We start from the raw sequence: 20,104 nt of genomic DNA, 5'->3' as shown, positions 1-20,104 counted from the left end.
CTAAAGGCCGTGCCAGCATCAAGAGTCGGGCCGTCGCCCGGCACCAACCTGCCTCCCGGCAAGGTGGTGCCTTTCCGGATGGAGAGGGATGTGGCCGAACCGGCAACAACGGGACGAACCGCCACTTTCCTCATCCGACTCGTCATAGGTACGAAGGATTTGCGATGAGCGCGGTGGTTCCCCGACATTCTGCCCCCCAGCAATTTGCCAGCGACAATTATGCAGGCATCTGTCCCGAGGCCTGGGCCGCGATGGCCGAGGCGAACCAGGGCTATGTCCCGGCCTATGGCGAGGACCCCTATACCGACCGCGCTGCCGACGCGTTCCGCACCCTGTTCCAGACCAAGTGCGAGGTTTTCTTCGCCTTCAACGGCACGGCGGCCAACTCGCTGGCGCTGGCGGCGCTCTGCCAGAGCTATCACAGCGTCATTTGTTCGGCCTCCGCGCATGTCGAGACCGACGAGTGCGGCGCGCCCGAATTCTTCTCCAACGGATCGAAGCTGCTGGTCGCGCAGACCGAGGACGGCAAGCTGACCCCCGAGGCGGTGCGGGCGCTTGCCACCGGCCGGTCGGACATCCACTTCCCCAAGCCGCGCGCGGTGACGATCACCCAGCCGACCGAGACGGGGCAGGTCTATACGCTGGCCGAGATCCACGCGCTGTCGGCGGTGTGCCGCGAACTGGGCCTGCGGCTGCACATGGACGGCGCGCGCTTCGCCAACGCCTGTGCCGCACTGGGCTGCTCGCCCGCCGACATGACGTGGCGCGCCGGTGTCGATGTCCTCTGCTTCGGCGGCACCAAGAACGGCATGGCGGTCGGCGAGGCGATCCTGTTCTTCGACCCCGTATTGGCCGAGGATTTTGACTATCGCTGCAAACAGGCGGGGCAGCTGGCGTCCAAGATGCGCTACCTCGCCGCGCCGTGGATCGGGATGCTCGACACCGGCGCATGGCTGACCAATGCCGCGCATGCCAATGCCTGTGCGCAAGCGTTGGCGGCGCGGGTCGCGGGGCTGCCCGGCATCGAACCGATGTTCCCGGTCGAGGCGAACGCCGTCTTCCTCAGCGCCCCGCCTGCGGTGCTCGACGGCCTGCGTGCGCGGGGGTGGCGTTTCTACACCTTCATCGGCGGCGGTGCGCGGTTCATGTTCGCCTGGGACGCCGATCCCGCGCGGGTCGACCAACTGGGCGACGACATCGCGGCGGTCGCGGCGGAGGCGTTGCAGGCGGCGTAGCCCGCACACATGCGCAGCATGGTGGAGGGGTGTCACCGCCAGCGTGGACACCCCTCCGTCAGGGCTTCGCCCTGCCACCTCCCCTTATAGGGGAGGAATGAGTTATTGGTCTTCCGCCGTCAGACGATCGAGCCACGCCTGCGCCTGTTTGGGTTCCCCCACCGCCTCGGGCCCGACCGGCCCGCGCGAGGCGAGAAATTCGGCATGGAGCGCGAAGGGCGGCAGGCCCAGCTGCTCCCGGGCTTCATCGATCTCCTCGCCCATCTCGGTCAGCTGCGCCACCACCGGCGCCGCCGCCGCGCGGGCCACCCGGTCCTTACGATGGTCGAACAGCCCCCATTTGCCCGCCGCCGTGGTCCGCAGCGCGGCGATCAGCGCCTCGCGATAATCCGTTTCCATCTCTTCGCGCTGCGCATCCAGCCGCGCCAGTCTGTCACCTTTGGCCATACCATCGGCTTAGGGCGGGGGCGGCGTGTCGGCAATCACTGGTCGCCTTGGCCATGAGGTCATCCCTCCGGACGCCAGCGAAAGCACGTCTAAAATCCCCCAGATCACGTAATCCAGGTCGGCGCTGTGAAGGTGGTATGCCACCGGCCTGCGGCGTCGCGACTGAGCACATTGATCCAGCCGCCGCCGCCGCCGTGCGTGCCGGTCAAGCCCGTCTCCACAACGGCCACATCGCCAGTCGCATCGATGATTGGCAGCGTTATGCTTGCGATCGTCACGTCACGTTCGCGGTTGCGGTTGGCCTCGTCCACAGCCTTTGAGCCGTATCGTATATGGCGCTGGTCGAGCAGCGTACGGATCGCGGGGCATTCCTGCACCGCACTCCGCCCCGAGTACGGCGAGCGGTGGCGACCCGCCAACCACCTTCGCGACGGCGGGGACAGGCCATTGGCCTTGGCATAAGTCGACGGGGACCAAGAATAGACGGTCTGGCTGTCTCGCGGGTCGCCTTCCTCGGTTACAGGCTCCCACTGATTAAAAATCCAGACGGTATCGGAGGTGGTCAGCATGCCATGGATAAACGCCAGTGATGCCTCACAGGCTGTCGCCACATCCGCCGAATTCGACGGCCTTGCGACATGTTCCGTCGTCGCCGGTTGCAGCGCAATCGCTGCCGCATAGAGGATGGGTCGGATCATCAAGGTCTCGATTCAATCCTGCATTGCTTTTCCACTGCGATACAACGGCCTCTATGGAAACGACCGTCAGCCGCCGCGGTCGAATTCGATCTCGACCCGGCGGTTACGCGCGCGGCCGTCGCTGTCGTCACTGCCATCGGGATTGGCGTTGGGCGCGACGGGGCGGGTTTCGCCGAGTGCGATCACCCGCATCCGGCTACGATCCAGGCCCTTGCGCGCCAGATAGTCGCGCACCGCCTCGGCCCGTTTGCGCGACATGATGCGATTGGCCTCGTCATCGCCCTCGCTGTCCGAATGGCCGCGCAGGGTTAGGCTGCCGCCGCGCACCGCCGGGTCGGCGGCCAGCCGGTCGAGCATCGCCTTGGCCTCGCCATTCAGGCCCCCGCCGCCCTGGGGAAAGCCGATCGTGGTCAGGCTGGCATCGGCACCGGCCGCCACGGCGCCGGGCAGCGTGTCGAGTTGCGCGACGGTCTTGCCCGGAGACGGCGCCGGGACGGGCAGTTCGATCGAAGCACCGCTGGCCCCGGCCTGACGCGCGACATCGCCGCCGCCGCTGCACCCGGCCAGTGCACAGGCGAGCCCGGCCGTCATCTTCCAGGCCCCCAATCGCAGTCGCATCACGCTACCCCATCATCCGGCCGATCCCCCCGGCCGGTCCGCCCTTTGTCGCGGACCATAGGCAGCGCGATGTTGCAGCGCAAATCGGCTTTCTGGCTAGGGTCGGTCCGATATGAGCCAGCGCCCTTAGGCCGCCTCGCCCTCGGGCGGGGCGACGCCGCGTTGTTCGCTCAGGATGCGCCAGCCCGCCAGGAACAGCGCTGCGACGACCGGGCCGACGACGATGCCGCTCAGCCCCAGCAGGTCGATGCCGCCCAGCGTCGTCAGCAGCACGATCCAGTCGGGCAGCCCGGTGTCGCGCCCGACCAGGATGGGCCGCAGGATATTGTCGGCAAGGCCGATGACCAGCACGCCCGAGGCGACGACCACCGCCCCCTGCCAGATCGCGCCGGTCGCGAGCAGATAGATGGCCACCGGCCCCCAGATGATCGCCGGACCGATGGCGGGCAGCAGCGCCGCGATCGCCATCAGCACACCCCACAGCAGAGCGGCGGGCACCCCGACGATCCAAAAGGTGATCGCCCCCAGCGCGCCCTGCACCAGCCCGACGATGACCGAACCCTTGATGGTGGCGCGCACCACCGCGACGAAGGTATCGACCAGCCGCGCCGCGACACCCCGGTCCAGCGGCAGCGCACGGACGAAGGCCGGTCCCAGCCTCTCGCCGTCGCGGATCAGGAAGAAGGCGACGTACAGGCCGACGCCGAAGGCCAGCGCAAAGGCAAAGGCGTTGCGCCCGATCGACAGCGCCTGGGACGCGATCTGGCTGACGCTGCTGCTCAGCGTACGCGAGATGCGGGATTGCAGCCCCTCGACGCTGTCGATGCCCCAATTGTCCATCGCCTGGCGCAGGCGGGTGGGCAGCGCATCGCGGACCTGCTGGAAATATTGCGCAAAATCGATCTGGCCGCTGCGCACCTTCAGATAGACGCCCGACGCCTGATCGACGACCATGCTGCCGATCAACAGGGTCGGCACCACCACCGCAAAGGTGATGATCAGCATGGTCAGCCCGGCGGCCAGATTGCGCCGCCCGCCGGTCTTGGTCAGCAGCCACTGGAACAGCGACCGGAACAGGATCGCCGCCAGCCCCGCCCAGAGCAGGGCCGCGAGAAAGCACGACACCACCGCCAGCATCCCGATGGTGATCAGCGCGAGGAACAGGATGAATCCCCCGCGTTCGATCTTCTGGCGATCGATGGTCATGCTGCTGTCCCCTTTTTCATCGCGGCGTAACCGTCACGGCGGCGCAACGGTTCCGTAATCTGGGTTAATGGGGCGACGGGGGTGTCATGGATTTGAGCATGCGAGCCGCATGCTCCCGCTCCGTTCAGCCTGAGCGAAGTCGAAGGCCATGCGCTCGTTCACCAAGCGGATGGCAACCGGGCTCCCTTGGCCTTCGACTTCGCTCAGGCTGAACGGATGGTGGGAATGGTGTCATTCCTCCCCTGCAAGGGGAGGTGGCAGGCCGAAGGCCTGACGGAGGGGTGTCACCGCCCGCGATGACACCCCTCCGCAATCTTACTCCGCCGCGACCGCCTCGACGCTGTCGTCGAGCGGATGCGCCAGGCGGGTCAGCATTTCCTTAGGGACAACCTGCCAGAAATGCCCGGCCACCCGGTCCCAATCCTCCAGCAGGCCCTTCGACCATTTGCTGTCGGTCCGCGCGGCATGTTCCTCGACCAGGCCGCGCAGCACGCCTTCCCAATGTGCGGAGGCGAGACGCTGCCACACGATGTTCTCGGGGTTGGCGCGACGAGGGAAACGCTCCTCGGGGTCGTAGATGAAGGCCATGCCGCCGGTCATGCCTGCGCCGAAGTTCGCGCCGACCTCACCCAGCACCACGGCGGTGCCGCCGGTCATGTACTCGCAGCCATTGGCGCCGCAGCCCTCGACCACCACGACCGCGCCCGAGTTGCGGACCGCGAAACGCTCGCCCGCCTGGCCCGCTGCGAACAGACGGCCCGAGGTCGCGCCGTAGAGCACCGTGTTGCCGATGATCGTGTTCTTCTGGCTGGCCAGCGGCGAGCTGACCGCAGGCCGCACGATGATGGTGCCGCCCGACAGGCCCTTGCCGACATAGTCGTTGGCGTCGCCGAACACTTCCAGCGTGATGCCCTTGCACAGGAACGCGCCCAGCGACTGGCCCGCGCTCCCTCGCAAGCGCACGGTGACGTGCCCGTCGGCCAGCTTGCTCATCCCGAACTTGCGGGTAATCTCCGACGACAGCCGCGTACCGACGGCGCGATGCGTGTTGCGCACCGAATAGGTCAGCTGCATCTTCTCGCCGCGCGAGAACACGGCGCTCGCATCCTTGATGATCTGCGCATCCAGGCTGTCGGGCACTTCGTTGCGGAAGGTCGACAGGCTGAACCGCCGCTCGGCATCGGTCGCATCGACCTTGGCCAGCACCGGGTTGAGGTCGAGATCGTCGAGATGCTCGGCACCACGACTGACCTGGCGCAGCAGCTCGGTCCGTCCGATCACCTCGTCCAGCGAGCGCACGCCCAGACGCGCCAGGATGTCGCGGACTTCCTCGGCGATGAAGGTCATCAGGTTGATGACCTTTTCCGGCGTGCCGGTGAACTTGGCGCGAAGCCGCTCGTCCTGCACGCAGACGCCCACGGGGCAGGTGTTGCTATGGCACTGGCGCACCATGATGCAGCCCATCGCGACGAGGCTCAGCGTGCCGATGCCGAACTCCTCCGCGCCCAGGATCGCCGCGATCACGATGTCGCGCCCGGTCTTCAGGCCGCCATCGGCGCGCAGGCGGATACGCCCGCGCAGACCGTTCAGGGTCAGCGTCTGGTTGACCTCCGACAGGCCCATTTCCCATGGCGTACCGGCATATTTGATCGAGGTCTGGGGCGAGGCGCCCGTGCCGCCGACATGGCCCGACACCAGGATGACGTCGGCATGCGCCTTGGCCACGCCCGCCGCGACCGTACCGATGCCTGCGGACGACACCAGCTTCACGCAGACGCGCGCACGCGGGTTGATCTGCTTGCAGTCATAGATGAGCTGCGCGAGATCCTCGATCGAGTAGATGTCGTGGTGCGGCGGCGGCGAGATGAGGGTCACGCCGGGCGTCGCGTGACGCAGCTTGGCGATGAACTCGGTCACCTTGAAGCCGGGCAGCTGCCCGCCCTCGCCGGGCTTGGCGCCCTGGGCCACCTTGATCTCGATCTCGTCGCAGGCGTTCAGATATTCCGCCGTGACGCCGAAGCGACCGCTCGCGATCTGCTTGATCGTCGAGTTGGCGTTGTCGCCATTGTCATAGGGCTGATAGCGCAGCTTGTCCTCGCCGCCCTCGCCCGACACCGCCTTGGCGCCGATCCGGTTCATCGCGATCGCCAGCGTCTCATGCGCTTCGGGCGAGAGGGCGCCCAGCGACATGCCCGGCGTCACGAAGCGCTTGCGAATCTCGGTGATCGCCTCGACCTGATCGACCGGCACGCCCTCGTTCGGGAAGTTGAACTGGAGCAGGTCGCGCAGATAGACCGGCGGCAGATCGCCGACGCCGCGTGCGAATTGCAGATAGGTCGAATAGCTGTCGGTCGCCACCGCCGTCTGCAACAGGTGCATCAACTGCGCCGAATAGGCATGCGTCTCGCCACCATCGCGCTGGCGATAGAAGCCGCCGATCGGCAGCGTCGCGACATGCTGGTCCCAGGCCGCTTCGTGGCGGACCATCGCCGAGTAATGGAGCGAGTTATACCCCTCGCCCGAAATCTTGGCGGGCATGCCGGGGAACAGGTCGTTGACCAGCGCGCGCGACAGGCCGACCGCTTCGAAGTTGTAGCCGCCACGATAGCTGGAGATCACCGCGATCCCCATCTTCGCCATGATCTTGAGCAGGCCATCCTCGATCGCGGTGCGATGGTTGGTCAGGCACTGTTCGATGCTCATCTCACCGAACAGGCCACGGCCATGACGGTCGACGATTGCGGCTTCGGCCAGATAGGCATTCACCGTGGTCGCACCGACGCCGATCAGCACCGCATAATAATGGGTGTCGAGGCACTCGGCCGGGCGCACGTTGATCGACGCATAGCTGCGCAGGCCCCGGCGGACGAGATGGGTGTGCACCGCCGCCGCCGCCAGCACGCCCGCGATCGCGACACGGCCTTCGGAGACATGCTCGTCGGTCAGGAACAGTTCGGACCGGCCCTCGCGCACCGCCTGTTCGGCCTGGTTGCGAATGCGCTGGATCGCGGCGCGCAGGCGGTCGGGACCGCCATCGGCCTCGAAGGTGCAGTCGATCTCCGCCGCCGAACGGCCGAAATGCGTCTTCAGCCGGTGCCAGTCCGCGCCGGTCAGCACCGGGGACGGCAGGACGAGCACGCGCTCGCGCCGATCCTCGGTGTCGAGGATGTTGGCGAGATTGCCGAACCGCGTCTTGAGCGACATCACATAGCGCTCACGCAGCGAGTCGATCGGCGGGTTCGTGACTTGGCTGAAATTCTGGCGGAAGAACTGGCTGATCAGGCGCGGCTTGTCGGAGATGACCGCCAGCGGCGTGTCGTCGCCCATCGAACCGATGGCTTCCTTGCCCCCCTCGGCCATGGGCGACAGGATCAGCTCCATATCCTCCATGGTCTGGCCTGCCGCGACCTGACGGCGCAGCATTTCGGCGCGCGGCATGCGCACCAGCGCTTCCTCTTCGGACGGCGCGGGCAGCTGGTCCATGGTCAGGAACTCGCCGATCATCGCGGCATAGTCCTGCTCGCCCGAGATCTGGTCCTTGATCGCGCGGTCGTCGTACAGCTTGCCCTCGGCCAGATCGACGGCGATCATCTGCCCCGGCCCCAACCGGCCCTTGGCGGTCACGGTGGCCTCGGGCACCACGACCATGCCGCTTTCCGAACCGACGATCAGCAGGCCATCGGCGGTCAGCGTATAGCGGAGCGGACGCAGCGCGTTGCGGTCCATGCCCGCCACCGCCCAGCGGCCATCGGTCATCGCCAGCGCGGCCGGACCGTCCCACGGCTCCATCACGGAGGCGAGATACTGGTACATGTCGGCATGCGCCTTGGGCGCGTCGAGATCCTTCTGCCACGCCTCGGGCACCAGCATCAGCTTGGCGGTCGGCGCGTCGCGGCCCGACCGGCAGATCGCCTCGAACACCGCGTCGAGCGCGGCGGTATCGGACGCGCCCGCCGGGATCACCGGCTTGATGTCCTCCGAATTATCGCCGAACGCGATCGAGGCCATCCGGATCTCGTGGCTGAGCATCCAGTTCTTGTTGCCGCGGATCGTGTTGATCTCGCCGTTATGCGCCAGGCAGCGGAAGGGCTGCGCCAGCCACCATTGCGGGAAGGTGTTGGTCGAATAACGCTGGTGGAAGATCGCCACGCGGCTCTCGAACCGGTGATCCTGCAGGTCGGGATAGAAGACCGACAGGCTCTCGGCGAGGAACAGCCCCTTGTAAATGATCGAGCGGCAGGACAGCGAACAGATATAGAAGCCGCTGATCTGCGCCGCGATCACGCGCTTTTCGATGCGGCGGCGGATCAGATAGAGGTTCTTCTCGAACTCGGCGGCATCGACCTCGTCGGGCATCGGCCCGGCGATCATGATCTGTTCGATCTCGGGACGCGTCGCCTGCGCCTTCATGCCGATGACCGACACGTCGACCGGCACCTGGCGCCAGCCATAGATGGTATAGCCCGCCTCGATGATGACGCTCTCGACGATGGTGCGGCAGGTTTCCTGCGCGCCCAGATCGGTGCGCGGCATGAAGACCATGCCGACCGCGAGGCGGTTGGGCAGAACCTTGTGGCCCGACGCGGCGATCGCATCGTCGAAGAAGCGGTGCGGCAGGTCGACGTGCAGGCCAGCACCGTCGCCGGTCTTGCCGTCCGCATCCACCGCGCCGCGATGCCACACGGCCTTCAGCGCGTCGATCGCCGACTGGACGACGCGGCGCGAGGGCTGGCCATCGGTGGCTGCGACCATGCCGACGCCGCACGCATCACCCTCGAACTCGGGGCGGTACATGCCATGCTCGGCGAGATATTGGCGCTGATCGGTCATCACTTCTTATCCTGCTTGGTCGCGGCGGGAGCCTGGGTCTTAGCCAGGGCCTCGATGCGGGCGCGAATCTTGGGGAAAGCGGCCATGCCCGCGTCGCGGCCCATCCCCTTGCCGAACTCGGCCAGACGCTGCTGCAACTGCGGCTGCAGGGCGAGCAGATGCTGCCCGGCCTGCGTATTGTAAAAGGCGACGATCGCTTTCAGATCTTCCTCGGAAAAGCTCCGGCGATATTCTTCCGCCGCCGCCTCGCGAATTTCGGGATAGCGGGACCGCATGGCCGCCAGCATTTCCTCACTCACGATAGCGCGGACCTTGGCCTGCCCCTCCGGGGTCGCCAAGACCTGCTTGATCCCAGCCGGCGCATCGGACGAGGTCTGCATCACGCCCAGCACATTACCTGTCACCAGCGGCATCAAACTCGCGAACTGGAAATCCAGCAGCCGGTCGATGTTCATCTTGTCGACCAGAGCACGGGCGGTTTCAATCCGCCCCGCTGCATCGGGGGTGGCCTCGGTCGGGCCCGTCTGCGCCACTACCGGCGCAGCGAGCAGCAGCGCCAGCGGGACGAGCGCGCGCATCACGCCGCTTGCCTTTCGCGCGACGCGGTCTTGGCCCGCGCCTTCAGCCACTGGTGCATCGCCTTAGCGACGTCACGGCCGTCGCGGATCGCCCACACCACCAGCGACGCCCCGCGCACGATGTCGCCCGCCGCGAATACGCCGTCCAGGCTGGTCATCAGCGTGCGGCCATCGACCAGCACCGTGCCCCAGCGGCTGACGCCCAGTTCGGCAGTGCCGAACAGGCTCGGCAGATCCTCGGCATCGAAGCCCAGCGCCTTGATGACCATGTCCGCCTCGAGCAGATGGTCGGCACCCGGCTCGGCCTCAGGCGCGCGGCGCCCCGAAGCATCCGGCGCGCCGAGGCGCATCTTGGCAGCGCGCACGCCGGTCACCGTCTCGCCGCCCTCGAAGCCGAGCGGGGCGGACAGCCAGACGAACTCGGCGCCCTCTTCCTCGGCATTGGCGACTTCGCGTTGCGAGCCCGGCATATTGGCGCGGTCGCGGCGATAGAGGCACTTCACCGACTTGGCGCCCTGGCGGATCGCGGTACGGACGCAGTCCATCGCGGTGTCGCCGCCGCCGATCACGACGACATTCTTGCCCTCGGCATTGAGCGAGCCATTCTCGAACGCCTCGACCGTGTCGCCGAAGCTCTTGCGGTTGGAGGCGGTCAGATAGTCGAGCGCGGCGATCACGCCGTTCGCGCCCGCACCGTCCACCTCGACATTGCGCGCCTTGTACACGCCGGTCGCGATCAGCACCGCGTCATGGCGGCGGCGCAGTTCCTCGAGCGTTGCGTCCTCACCGACCGCAAAGCCTTCGTGGAAGACGATGCCGCCTGCCTTCAGCCGCTCGACCCGGCGCATGACGACGGGCTTTTCCAGCTTGAAACCGGGGATGCCATAGGTCAGCAGCCCGCCCGCCCGGTCGTGCCGGTCATAGACATGGACCTCGTAACCCGAGACGCGCAGATATTCGGCCGCCGTCAGGCCCGCAGGCCCCGCGCCGATCACCGCGACCGACTGGCCCCGCGCGGGTCCGGGGATCAACGGCTCGACCCAGCCCTCTTCCCAGGCGGTGTCGGTGATGAACTTTTCGACCGAGCCGATGGTGACCGCGCCGTGGCCCGAAAACTCGATGACGCAATTGCCCTCGCACAGCCGGTCCTGCGGGCAGATGCGGCCGCAAATCTCGGGCATGGTCGAGGTGGCGTTGGACAGCTCATAGGCTTCGCGCAACCGCCCCTCGGCGGTCAGCCGCAGCCAGTCGGGGATATGGTTGTGCAGCGGGCAGTGCACCGAGCAATAGGGCACGCCGCATTGCGAGCAGCGCCCCGCCTGGTCCTCTGCCGCCGGGGGCGCATAGCGCTCGGCGATCTCGCGGAAATCCTCCGCGCGGGTCTCCGCGGCCCGCTTGGCCGGATAGGCCTGATCGCGGCCTACAAACTTCAGCATAGAATCGTTCGCCATATGCGCCTCCGAAGATGCGGATATTGCGCAGGCGACCCTGTGTCACCTCGAAATCGACATATAAGTCAGCATGACTGACTAATTAAAATGGGTTTTGCGCTACCAGACCCTTTTATTGCGAGCGACCCGCAATAAAAAGGGACCGATTCGGCATTAATGCTGCGCTCAGTGCATGGTCAGCAGCGCCAGCGCGATGCTGCCCGCCACGATTCGGTACCAGGCAAAGGGGCCAAAACCGTGACGGCCCACAATGCCAACGAACCAGCGCACGACCAGCAGCGCGACGATGAAGGCGACGACGAAGCCGACCGCGATCTCGATCGGGCCGACGCTGTTTCCGGCACGCATGGCATCCATATGCCCCGCCGTCTCGACGACGCTTGCGCCCAGCATGGTGGGGATGGCGAGGAAGAAGCTGAACTCCGCCGCCGTGCGCCGCTCGACGCCCAGGGTCAGCGCGCCCAGGATCGTCGCACCCGAACGGCTGACGCCGGGGATCATCGCCAGGCACTGGAGGAAACCGACGCCCAGCGCCGTCCTGGCCGGAACCGCCGCGATGCCGCGCGTCGTGCCGGGCTTCACCACCCGTTCGATCACCAGGATCGCGATGCCGCCGACGATCAGCGCGACCGCGACCACCTTGGGCTGGAGCAGCAGCGCCTCGATATGCTTCTTGGCCAGCACGCCGATGACGGCGGCGGGGATGAAGGCGATCAGCAGGTTGCGCACGAAGCGGACCGAACCGGGATCGCGCTTGAACAGCCCGACCAGGACGGTCCAGAAGGTCCGCCAATAAAGGACGACCACCGCCAGGATCGCCCCCAGCTGGATGACGATGTTGAACATCTGCCACCGCGCATCGTCATAGCCGAGCAGCGCGCCCGCCAGGATCAGATGGCCGGTGGAGGACACCGGCAGGAATTCGGTGACACCCTCGACAATCCCCAGGATGATGGCGGCAATCAGATCGTTCACGCGAGTCCCCACAAGCAAAGGCAGCCCCGCCGCCATAAGGCGACGGGGCTGTCAGCGAAACGATAAAGACTGTCAGCTTGGGACGGTTCAGGCCGCCAGCGTCTCCGCGCGCCGCCCGAACCGGCCCGCCTTGCGGAAACGGATCAGATATTCGGGCGCGACGGTCGCCAGCGGGGCGGCCTCGATGCCCAGCGCGGCCAGGCCCGGCGCACCGGCGGCGGCGACATTGTCCTGCTGCAGCATCAGCCACTGGTCCCAGCTGATCGGCGAGCCCGGCAGGCGGGCGAGCAGCGCGCCTGCGAAATCGGGGATTTCCACGAAATTGGGCTTGCGACCCAGCGCCTGCGCGATCCAGCGGAGCAGCTCGCCCATCGACAGCACGTCCGGGCCACCCAGCTCATAGGTAAGACCGCCGTGCGCTTCGGGATCGCGCAGCGCGTTGGCGACCGCTTCGCCGACATCGCCCGCAAAGACCGGCTGGAACTTCACGCCCGAACGCAGGACCGGGACGATCGGCGCGCCCATCATGCCCGCGAAGCGATTCACGAACTGATCCTCGCGCCCGAACACGATCGAGGGGCGCAGGATAGTGGCGTTCGGGAAGGCCGCGCGCACCGCCTCTTCGCCCTGCCCCTTGGACCGGGCATAGGCCGCCGCACCATTCGCGTCCGCGCCGATCGCCGACACATGGACCAGCGCCCCGGCCCCGGCGTTGCGCGCGGCTTCCGCCACGGCGCGCGCGCCGTCGACATGGATGCGCTGCATATTGCCGCCCATCACGCCGACCAGATTGACGACCGCATCGGCGCCTTCGACCGCGCGTGCGACCGTCTCCGGCCGGGCGATATCCGCGGCCACGAACTGCGTCTGGCCCAGCCCGCCCTGGGTACGCAGGAAATAAGCCTGGCGCGGATCGCGCTGCGCCACCCGGACGCGCGTACCGTCCCGCATCAGTTCGCGTGCGACATAGCGGCCCAGAAAGCCCCCGCCGCCGATCAGCGTCACCAGCTTGTTCGTCATGACCGTCCCTATTCGCCAGATTTTTTGTGCACCGCCCCTTTGCCTCGCAAAAAAGCCGTTGACAAGGATTCGAACCCTACCCTAAAGGCGCAGGCCTACCCCGTGCCCAGATGGCGGAATTGGTAGACGCACCAGCTTCAGGTGCTGGCGATCGCAAGGTCGTGGAGGTTCGAGTCCTCTTCTGGGCACCACCCCCCTCTCATGCAGAGGGATCGCAGAAAACCGTGACTATTAGCCGCTCAGGCGGTACATCACGGGGTACATGCGAGAATGGGTCTTTCAGTGGAATATCAGCACGTACAGGCCGATAAACGTACCGGCCGCTTGAGCTATCGGCGGGTCTATCCGCCTGAGCTTCGCCCCTACATTCCAGGCAGTCCGACCGAGCTCAAACGCTCGCTTGCGGGGACTGATTTGAGCAATCCCGCGACGGTCGCACGTTACAGCGAAGCCGCTCGCCTATGGTTTGACACGGTCGCGAAGGCCGAGAAGCTTGCCAAGCAGAAGTACGACAAGCCCACCCCCGCTCAGATTGCGCACCTTGCTCACGTATTTGAGGTGGACTGGCATCAATACGAAGAGGCCAGCCTGACAACGGGCGGCGGCGAATATGCTGATCAGGTCTTGGCAGGCTGGGAAGAGCTTCTATCGGACTTCAAGCGCTGGAAGATCGATCGCGACCACGAGACCCTGGTTGAGAAGTGGGGGTCGTCGGCACGGGCCCTTTTCGAAACCTCAGGCATTATGATCGCGCCTGACGACATACACTCGGTAGAGGCTCTGAGCTTCGCGCTCAACGATAAGGCCATTGCGCTTCACCCGGACTCCGTGCGCCGCATGAAGGGTGACGTGGTGGCAGTGCCCGCAATCCCTGAGAGCCCTTCGGGGCCCGCCAGCGCTCCTTCAGTTCCACGAGCACGCAACGGCCAAAGCTTTGAGCAAATCGCCCAGGCCATCTTAGATAGCCCTGCTCACAACCTTGGCGCGTCCCTGAAGCAGGCGTCTAACACGGCCCTGCGGTCCTTCCGGGATGCCTTTGGCCCGCTCGCCCCTAATCAGATCACCAAGGCTATGGTTACTGATTGGATCGCGCTACTGTTCCAGCGCCCCTCCAAGCTTCCGGCCTCTCAGCGCACCATGCCCCTCCGGGACGTGGTAGCTCTCTACGATGGTCAGAAAGACCCACCGCGACTAACGGCCAAGACCGTTCGGACCCTCTTGGGGATGCTTTGCTCCCTCTGGAACAAGGCCCAAGAAGACGGGAAAATAGATGAAAGCATCCCGAACCCCTTCGCTGCCCGGAAGTCCCTTTCGACCCATCGGGCGGACGATCCGATCGAGCTGTCGGTAGACGAACTAAACGCCATATTCCGCCTTCCTATCTTCACGATCGGTGAGCGCCCTAAGCGCGGGAAGGGCGAAGCGGCCTATTGGATACCCCTTCTTCTCCTATGGACCGGGGCGCGCCCTGAGGAGATTGCGCAGCTCATGGTGGCGGACGTGCACAAGGACCCGGACGATCCGGAAGGCCGTTGGCTGCTGAGGATCACTGACGAGGGCGTCCATCCACATAAGGGGCGTCGAGGCCTTACGACGACCAAGTCGCAGTCGGGGCGGCGCACATTCCCAATCCCCAAACCGCTCCTTGAGCTAAACTTTATGGCCTATGTGGACCATATTCGCGCATCCGGCGAAACGGCCCTGTTTCCTGCGTTACGGACCAAGGGGGCCAGCAAGCTGCTTTTCCCCGGCTGGGGCGAATGGTGGTCGAAGTACCTTCAGGACAAAGGGGTCTTGCCCGCAAACGCCAAGCGCCGTGCGGCCCGTGAGTTCCGCCATGTTTGGACGACCGCCGCTAGGCGCTGCAAAGTGCCCGAAGACGCCCGAGAATACATTCAGGGGCACCGGTCAGGCGGGAAGAGCGCAAACGTACTGTACGGCTCTCTGAGTCCATTAGGGGCCCGAATTGATGAGATACGCTTTGATGGTCTTGACCTGTCCCATGTGAAACCGTGGCGTCCTAACGGCTGACAACCCTCCACAAATGTAAAACATCATGGCTCTTCCGCCCCGTCCCCGTATCGATGGCGTAACAATAGAAAGACGGGGAACTCGGGTATGAACATGACGGCGGAAGAGCGGAAGAAACTGGAGCGATTTGACGCGGCTTTGCGCCAATGCACGGACCTCCTCGGCTTGCGTACGCCCCTCCGTCAGGTTCGGCTATTTTGTGGTTTAATGGCTAGGCCCATCCCGCCGCGAACCGTTCAAGAGATGAGTGATGACGTAGGGGCTCCGGTGACTACCGTATGGGCTGATATGCAACGATTGGGACATACCGATCGCCACGGCGCCCCAGGTCTCGACGTGGTCACCGAAATCTCTAACCGTATCGCAACGCGGACGACGTTCGTCATAAACGCCAGGGGGTACTCGGCGGGTCAGATGATTGCTGCCTGCCTTTGACTCGACAGGTCCTCCCCCTGGGCAGATAGTCACCCCATGGACCCCGCAACCCTTCTAGCCATCGCCAAGCTCGCTAGGTCCCGCGCGGCCCTCCAAGCCTCACCCTCGGCAAGCGGGAAGGATGGAATGCAACGGCTCGGGGCTCAGCGGGCCTTTGGAGCAGCTTGCCGCCGACTTGGAGGTCAGTGCGGCGCATGTCGGGCGCGGGGAGGACGAGGATGAGGCGTAACGGCCGAACGGGTTGGGCCATAAAAACCATATCATAGGCGCGCTTCGAGGCGCTTGAAGGCTTCTTTCGGACATCTAGCGAATAGGTATTCCGCCATGGACACTCATTGGCATGCTCTACCAATTAGCCGTTTCGTCTCAGAGCTTAGCCCAAGTCGGTCCCATGCCACATTCCATACATTTCTCTCATGCTGGCTCATGGTGGTATCGAGAAGCATAGAACTCAATCGCACCAATCTCTCGGTAAACCTCATAATCCCGCGAAGTTGGCCCGCTCCATCGTGCCCGGTTTAAAATACGCTCGATTTCCGTCACTCGACGCTGGATTGACGTACCCATTGCAGCCTCTCGTAACGATGAAAGCGATGGGGAATAATTCTGCGCTCTATACGCTTCCTTGAATTTTCCCACCGCCGCTAAGATTACCTCTCCTCGGGTCCGCTTTCGATCTGAAAATTTTGCAGAGCCACCCTTACGAAGGCTGTCGTCTTTTGCAATCTCATCTAACCCTTTCATCAGGGCATCGCAAAGCTTCTGCGCCTCAGCTGTTCGACGTTCAGTAGACCAGTGCTCTGCCGAAGCCCCTATGAAGAGGAATGGAAGGTCGAAATGCCGCATCACTGCCGATGGCAACATATTCGTGACCTCAATGACTGCACCAAACTTGTTGTTAATTTGTTCCAAATCGAATGGTGGTTTTCGATCTTGAGCAATACTTTCCAAGTATGCCAGATTAGCGTTCGTAGGGCCATCTACGGTGTCCCAGTGCCGCACAGGTCAAGCCCCCAAAATTGACTGGATGTCGGTCAGTTCGAAGCCATGCAAAGGGAGCTCAATGCGGTCATAAACCGCCCTCATCCTCCGATACTTATCGATTGTTCTATGATGCGCATTTAGAGGTCGATCAGCCCATTCGTCATAACGGTCGAGTTCCTGAATGAGCATCACTGCCACACCGTAGTGGGGCTCTTCGTTGCCATCGAAGCCAACAAAGACCCGCTGCTTGTGCGCCGGTATTTCCACACGCTCCGCCGGATCAAGGCTGGCAATTGAATTTTCAACGACACGGCACATCGTCATTATCTGAGCTGTCTCATCAACGATAGCCTCACTCGGCCCCTCGTTGTGAAAGAAGCTGTCGTATTTCCACCGGAGTGCCCACAAGTCATCCCCCGCAATAGCTGTTTTGACGAATGATGGATCGATTTCGCCTTTGATGCCCCCAGCTTCCATGATATCGGCCAACATCAGCGCAATCAGCTTTTCTCCATCTGATAACTTCATGGGGCTTCTCTCCTTCGATGTTGACGCAGACTCAACCTAGTCTAGCTGTCAAAGCCCCGCTAGGGGGCGCGATATAAAAGAAAGACTAAACCGGATCAGAAAGAGCGCCACAGATTGCTAAGGATATGGGCAGACTTAGCGCGCTTTCTGCGCCGTTTGTACGCTTGGTCCTTTGCGAGCCGTCCGGCGATCGGGTTCGAGCGAAGCAGGCCATTGTCAAAAGCCTTCCCGCATGATGACCGACTAGCGCGGCCTAGGCCAGAGAGTGCCCGCTGACCTATCGCTTGCAAAGGTGCCACGTTCCACCAAGTACTAGTCCCCTTATTGCGATCATTGCTTATAGGCGCGTTAGGGCTCGATGCTCGCTGAATAGCTTGTTTTTTCTTTACATTTTTTGTCTCTACAATATGTCATGATAGACACGGGATCGGGGGATGCATGGCCGACGATATTCAAAAGCACGCGCAAGAAGCGCTGCGCTATTGGGGCCGAAAGTGGATTGACTATTTGGCGCTTGGAAATGGTGGAGGACTCGTTGCCACAGCGTCCGCATTTGTTGGAAATGCCGCTACAAGGAAGGCGCTCCTCCCATCAGCCTGGCTTTTCTTCAGCGGCCTCATATGCGCTGGCCTCATAGTATTTGTCCGTATTCACTGGGCATCCCGGCCATTAGTTTTTTCCTCGCCGTTCAAGAAAATTCCCCTCACCGCGTGGCCTAAAATTTCGGCGAGCCTTCAGGTACTGGCATGCGTCCTATTTTCGGCGGCCGTTGCGCTTGCACTTATAAGGCTAAAATAATCGTTCTACTCTGAGCGCCTTGTCTGCGCCGATGGTCGTCCATTGTACGAACCTGCCCGCTGTCCGGTGCTCGGCCTTTGCGATGTTCTCCCCTCGGGCGTTGTGGAAGAATATCTTCCGATCCCACAGGAACTGACAGAACGCCTTGCCGCTACTGAAGCCAAAGGTGCGAGCGACATCCGAAGGGCTGAACGCTCCCTCTGCGCTGGCATATTTCTCCGCGAACTCCACCTTTGGCCTATCAGCCTCGCGAGCCGCTTCCAGGAGCTTTGTGGTCCTTTCTGACTCTTCGCGCCGCTCGACCTCATCGGCGTATGCACGTAAAGCTTCGGAAAGGGTCGCGGGGAGCTGATAGGGCTGTACGGCGGCTGGAAGGACCTCTTGGTGCGGGACCTTCGCGATCGAATAGCTTCCGGTCTTCCGGATCGACGGGAGAACGTCTCGCGTCACCCAGGTCTGGAAGGGCTTTGCGCGGAAGGAGTCGGCGCGGAGGGCGAGCTTGTAGAGGCCGGACTCCGCAATCAGCGTGAGCGAGCGCTCCATCTTGCCGAAAATTGCCCCCAAGTCTGACTGGGGGTCAAGCGAACGGGGACGGCGCAGGAGTTGCTTCTCGTCCTCGTCGAGACGGGAGACGTGTCCATAGGTCCCACTCTGTAGGCTAAGGCCCAGGCACCGACAGACATCGGCCGCCACGAACCACGGGTCCGCGTTGAGGAGAATGTACCGGAGGTCGTGACCATCGAAATGGAACGACGCGGGGCGAGGCGCAGGCGCGACCTTCACGAGAGCATTTCGTCCCATCGCTCAAGCCTCCACAGAGCGCTGTAAGACGCTTTCCGCCATCCGCAGCTTCGACCAGGCGGCGAACAGGTCCAACCGCGCACTCGACACCATCTTCGCGGCCTCAGGGGCCATTGCGGACAGATGGGGCAGTTCGGCGCTCAGCGAGCGGTAGCGGAACTTGAGGCGCTGCTACCGGGCCGCCGCAAGCGATAGTCATCTCAGCGTAAAACCACGAAGCCTATAAGCGCGCGACTTTGATTGATACCGGTCTAGTATATGTGCCAAAAGTTCGAACTTTGGGCTTCCCCTATGCGTACACGCGAGACATCCTGCCCCAGATAACAGGGAGATGAAGGGATGGCCTTAGATTTTATGGACGACGCATCGCCGCATGATGTGGCTGAGTTCGTCTTCGACGCCCGCGAAGTAATCCCATTATCTGACCTAGCAGACAGCTTCAGCGCTTTGGATCGCCTTTTTGCCAAGCAGTCCAAGACGGGCGCAAGGCTTGCGGTCGCTGAGATACGCAAGGGAAGCATCGTCGCGGTGTTAGCGCCGTACGTACCAATCATGGGCCAGGCCGTGTCCATGATGTCTAGTGCGATGGAGGTAACCGACTTCGTCAAACGAGTACGAGACGGTTTAAGCGCCTTTGCGGGCCACACAGGGCCCGCGCCAAGCGCTCCCGCTATCTCACATGCCCCAGAAGCGGCCGAACTGGCAGAAATTGTAAAGCCGCTGGCTGGGAGGAACGGCAAGCTTGGCGTTGCCCATATCAAATATCGAAGTCAAACAGGTGACCGGATCGTGGAAGTGGAGGCTACCTTCAAATCCTCCGAGATTGATCGCATCGCCCTAAACGCCGCTCGCGCCGCTGAAGAGGAACTCCTTGCGCCCCCGCCGCCGTTGCCCGGCGTCGAACCCACGCCGACCCTTCTCCGCAAAGTGGCGCTGACGCTCCAACAGACAAATACAGGTCCAGCTAAGGAGCGGGGCAAAACGAGTGATCGAGCGGTTGTCGAAGCGGTCAGCCTTAAGCCGCTCCCAGTCTACTTCGCCAAGACTCTTGTTGACCTAAAACAAAAGATGATCGGACGGGCCGCTAACCCATTCCGCCAGCCGTTCCGAGTCGATGTTCTTGTCACCTATGAAGACGGCGAGCCCAAATTTTACACCGTGATCGACGTGCATGGCGCTAGCAGGATGAAGAAGCCCAAAGGACCGCCTGACCTCCTGAGTGGCATGGACGACTAGAAAATATTTGGTTTTAGTATGCTGTAAGTCTCTTCAAGCGTGAGGGAGGCTCTATCGGCGTTTCCCCCTCATCAGCATGATACACCTCAGAGGTGTACCCTCGGATTGATGGTTGTGGCGGGGGTGTCATTGCCCCTAAATGCCTGACGGGGCCTCGCGGGTTTGCGTGATGTACTCGCGGGGTGAGCGGTAGCCTTGTGCGGATGGGATGCAGGCGAGCTTACCAAAGCCTA

Annotated in this window: 16 protein-coding genes, 1 tRNA gene and 1 riboswitch; of the genes, 5 read left to right on the top strand and 12 right to left on the bottom strand. The window is 63.6% G+C overall.

All coding sequences use genetic code 11. The features are described 5' to 3' along the window. Positions 1 to 10: 10 nt before the first annotated feature. A riboswitch (SAM-I-IV-variant riboswitch) is annotated at positions 11 to 120 on the top strand. A gap of 44 nt (positions 121 to 164) precedes the next feature. Beyond that, a complete protein-coding gene (locus tag ACWKSV_RS14400) occupies positions 165 to 1,235 on the top strand; it encodes a threonine aldolase family protein (protein ID WP_076714561.1) in 1,071 nt (356 codons plus the stop codon). Between the two features lie 102 nt (positions 1,236 to 1,337). Here the strand turns inward: ACWKSV_RS14400 and ACWKSV_RS14395 are convergent, their stop codons facing one another. The 9 genes from ACWKSV_RS14395 to ACWKSV_RS14355 all read right to left on the bottom strand — a co-directional run bounded on the left by ACWKSV_RS14395 (position 1,338) and on the right by ACWKSV_RS14355 (position 13,058). After that, positions 1,338 to 1,682 (bottom strand): hypothetical protein, encoded by a 345-nt coding sequence (locus ACWKSV_RS14395; RefSeq protein ID WP_076714558.1) that lies wholly within the window; start codon positions 1,680 to 1,682, stop codon positions 1,338 to 1,340. 104 nt (positions 1,683 to 1,786) lie between these two features. After that, positions 1,787 to 2,380 (bottom strand): hypothetical protein, encoded by a 594-nt coding sequence (locus ACWKSV_RS14390; protein ID WP_076714556.1) that lies wholly within the window; start codon positions 2,378 to 2,380, stop codon positions 1,787 to 1,789. Between the two features lie 66 nt (positions 2,381 to 2,446). After that, entirely contained in the window at positions 2,447 to 2,971 is a 525-nt protein-coding gene (locus ACWKSV_RS14385) for an OmpA family protein (protein WP_237243498.1), read from the bottom strand. A gap of 153 nt (positions 2,972 to 3,124) precedes the next feature. Further along, positions 3,125 to 4,204, bottom strand: coding sequence for an AI-2E family transporter (locus tag ACWKSV_RS14380; RefSeq protein WP_483666806.1), 1,080 nt, complete (start codon positions 4,202 to 4,204; stop codon positions 3,125 to 3,127). Between the two features lie 315 nt (positions 4,205 to 4,519). Further along, entirely contained in the window at positions 4,520 to 9,034 is a 4,515-nt protein-coding gene (gltB, locus tag ACWKSV_RS14375) for a glutamate synthase large subunit (protein ID WP_076714552.1), read from the bottom strand. Continuing rightward, positions 9,034 to 9,612: a DUF2059 domain-containing protein gene (locus ACWKSV_RS14370; protein ID WP_156884162.1), complete on the bottom strand. Its 579-nt coding sequence runs from the start codon at positions 9,610 to 9,612 to the stop codon at positions 9,034 to 9,036. The genes gltB and ACWKSV_RS14370 overlap by 1 nt, the downstream gene beginning before the upstream one ends. Beyond that, a complete protein-coding gene (locus ACWKSV_RS14365) occupies positions 9,612 to 11,063 on the bottom strand; it encodes an NAD(P)-dependent oxidoreductase (RefSeq protein ID WP_076714548.1) in 1,452 nt (483 codons plus the stop codon). The genes ACWKSV_RS14370 and ACWKSV_RS14365 overlap by 1 nt, the downstream gene beginning before the upstream one ends. A gap of 165 nt (positions 11,064 to 11,228) precedes the next feature. Next, positions 11,229 to 12,074 (bottom strand): undecaprenyl-diphosphate phosphatase, encoded by an 846-nt coding sequence (locus ACWKSV_RS14360; protein ID WP_056432395.1) that lies wholly within the window; start codon positions 12,072 to 12,074, stop codon positions 11,229 to 11,231. Positions 12,075 to 12,125: 51 nt separating this feature from the next. After that, the gene (locus ACWKSV_RS14355) at positions 12,126 to 13,058 is read right to left on the bottom strand and encodes a complex I NDUFA9 subunit family protein (RefSeq protein WP_076714546.1); all 933 of its coding nucleotides are present in this window, start codon (positions 13,056 to 13,058) and stop codon (positions 12,126 to 12,128) included. A gap of 104 nt (positions 13,059 to 13,162) precedes the next feature. Here ACWKSV_RS14355 and ACWKSV_RS14350 point away from each other — a divergent pair. Both ACWKSV_RS14350 and ACWKSV_RS14345 read left to right on the top strand, forming a co-directional pair. After that, a tRNA-Leu gene (locus tag ACWKSV_RS14350) sits at positions 13,163 to 13,249 on the top strand. A 91-nt stretch (positions 13,250 to 13,340) separates the two neighbouring features. After that, on the top strand, positions 13,341 to 15,089 hold the full coding sequence (locus tag ACWKSV_RS14345) for a site-specific integrase (RefSeq protein WP_156884161.1): 1,749 nt from the start codon (positions 13,341 to 13,343) through the stop codon (positions 15,087 to 15,089). A gap of 849 nt (positions 15,090 to 15,938) precedes the next feature. On the opposite strand, the gene ACWKSV_RS14340 is transcribed toward ACWKSV_RS14345, so the two are convergent. Both ACWKSV_RS14340 and ACWKSV_RS14335 read right to left on the bottom strand, forming a co-directional pair. After that, a complete protein-coding gene (locus tag ACWKSV_RS14340; RefSeq protein ID WP_156884160.1) occupies positions 15,939 to 16,475 on the bottom strand; it encodes a hypothetical protein in 537 nt (178 codons plus the stop codon). 54 nt (positions 16,476 to 16,529) lie between these two features. After that, entirely contained in the window at positions 16,530 to 17,036 is a 507-nt protein-coding gene (locus tag ACWKSV_RS14335) for a YfbU family protein (protein ID WP_076714542.1), read from the bottom strand. Positions 17,037 to 17,474: 438 nt separating this feature from the next. Between ACWKSV_RS14335 and ACWKSV_RS14330 the strand changes: the two genes are divergently transcribed. Then, on the top strand, positions 17,475 to 17,834 hold the full coding sequence (locus ACWKSV_RS14330) for a hypothetical protein (protein ID WP_156884159.1): 360 nt from the start codon (positions 17,475 to 17,477) through the stop codon (positions 17,832 to 17,834). On the opposite strand, the gene ACWKSV_RS14325 is transcribed toward ACWKSV_RS14330, so the two are convergent. Further along, a complete protein-coding gene (locus ACWKSV_RS14325) occupies positions 17,826 to 18,635 on the bottom strand; it encodes a BRO family protein (RefSeq protein WP_083706527.1) in 810 nt (269 codons plus the stop codon). The genes ACWKSV_RS14330 and ACWKSV_RS14325 overlap by 9 nt on opposite strands. Positions 18,636 to 18,974: 339 nt before the next feature. Here ACWKSV_RS14325 and ACWKSV_RS14320 point away from each other — a divergent pair, with 339 nt between their 5' ends. Continuing rightward, the gene (locus tag ACWKSV_RS14320) at positions 18,975 to 19,871 is read left to right on the top strand and encodes a hypothetical protein (RefSeq protein WP_076714538.1); all 897 of its coding nucleotides are present in this window, start codon (positions 18,975 to 18,977) and stop codon (positions 19,869 to 19,871) included. The last annotated feature ends 233 nt before the right edge of the window (positions 19,872 to 20,104 follow it).

Source organism: Sphingomonas sp. SphC10, assembly GCF_057004845.1.
Note: the sequence above shows the minus strand (reverse complement) of the source record. Positions and strands in the feature narration are given on the sequence as shown.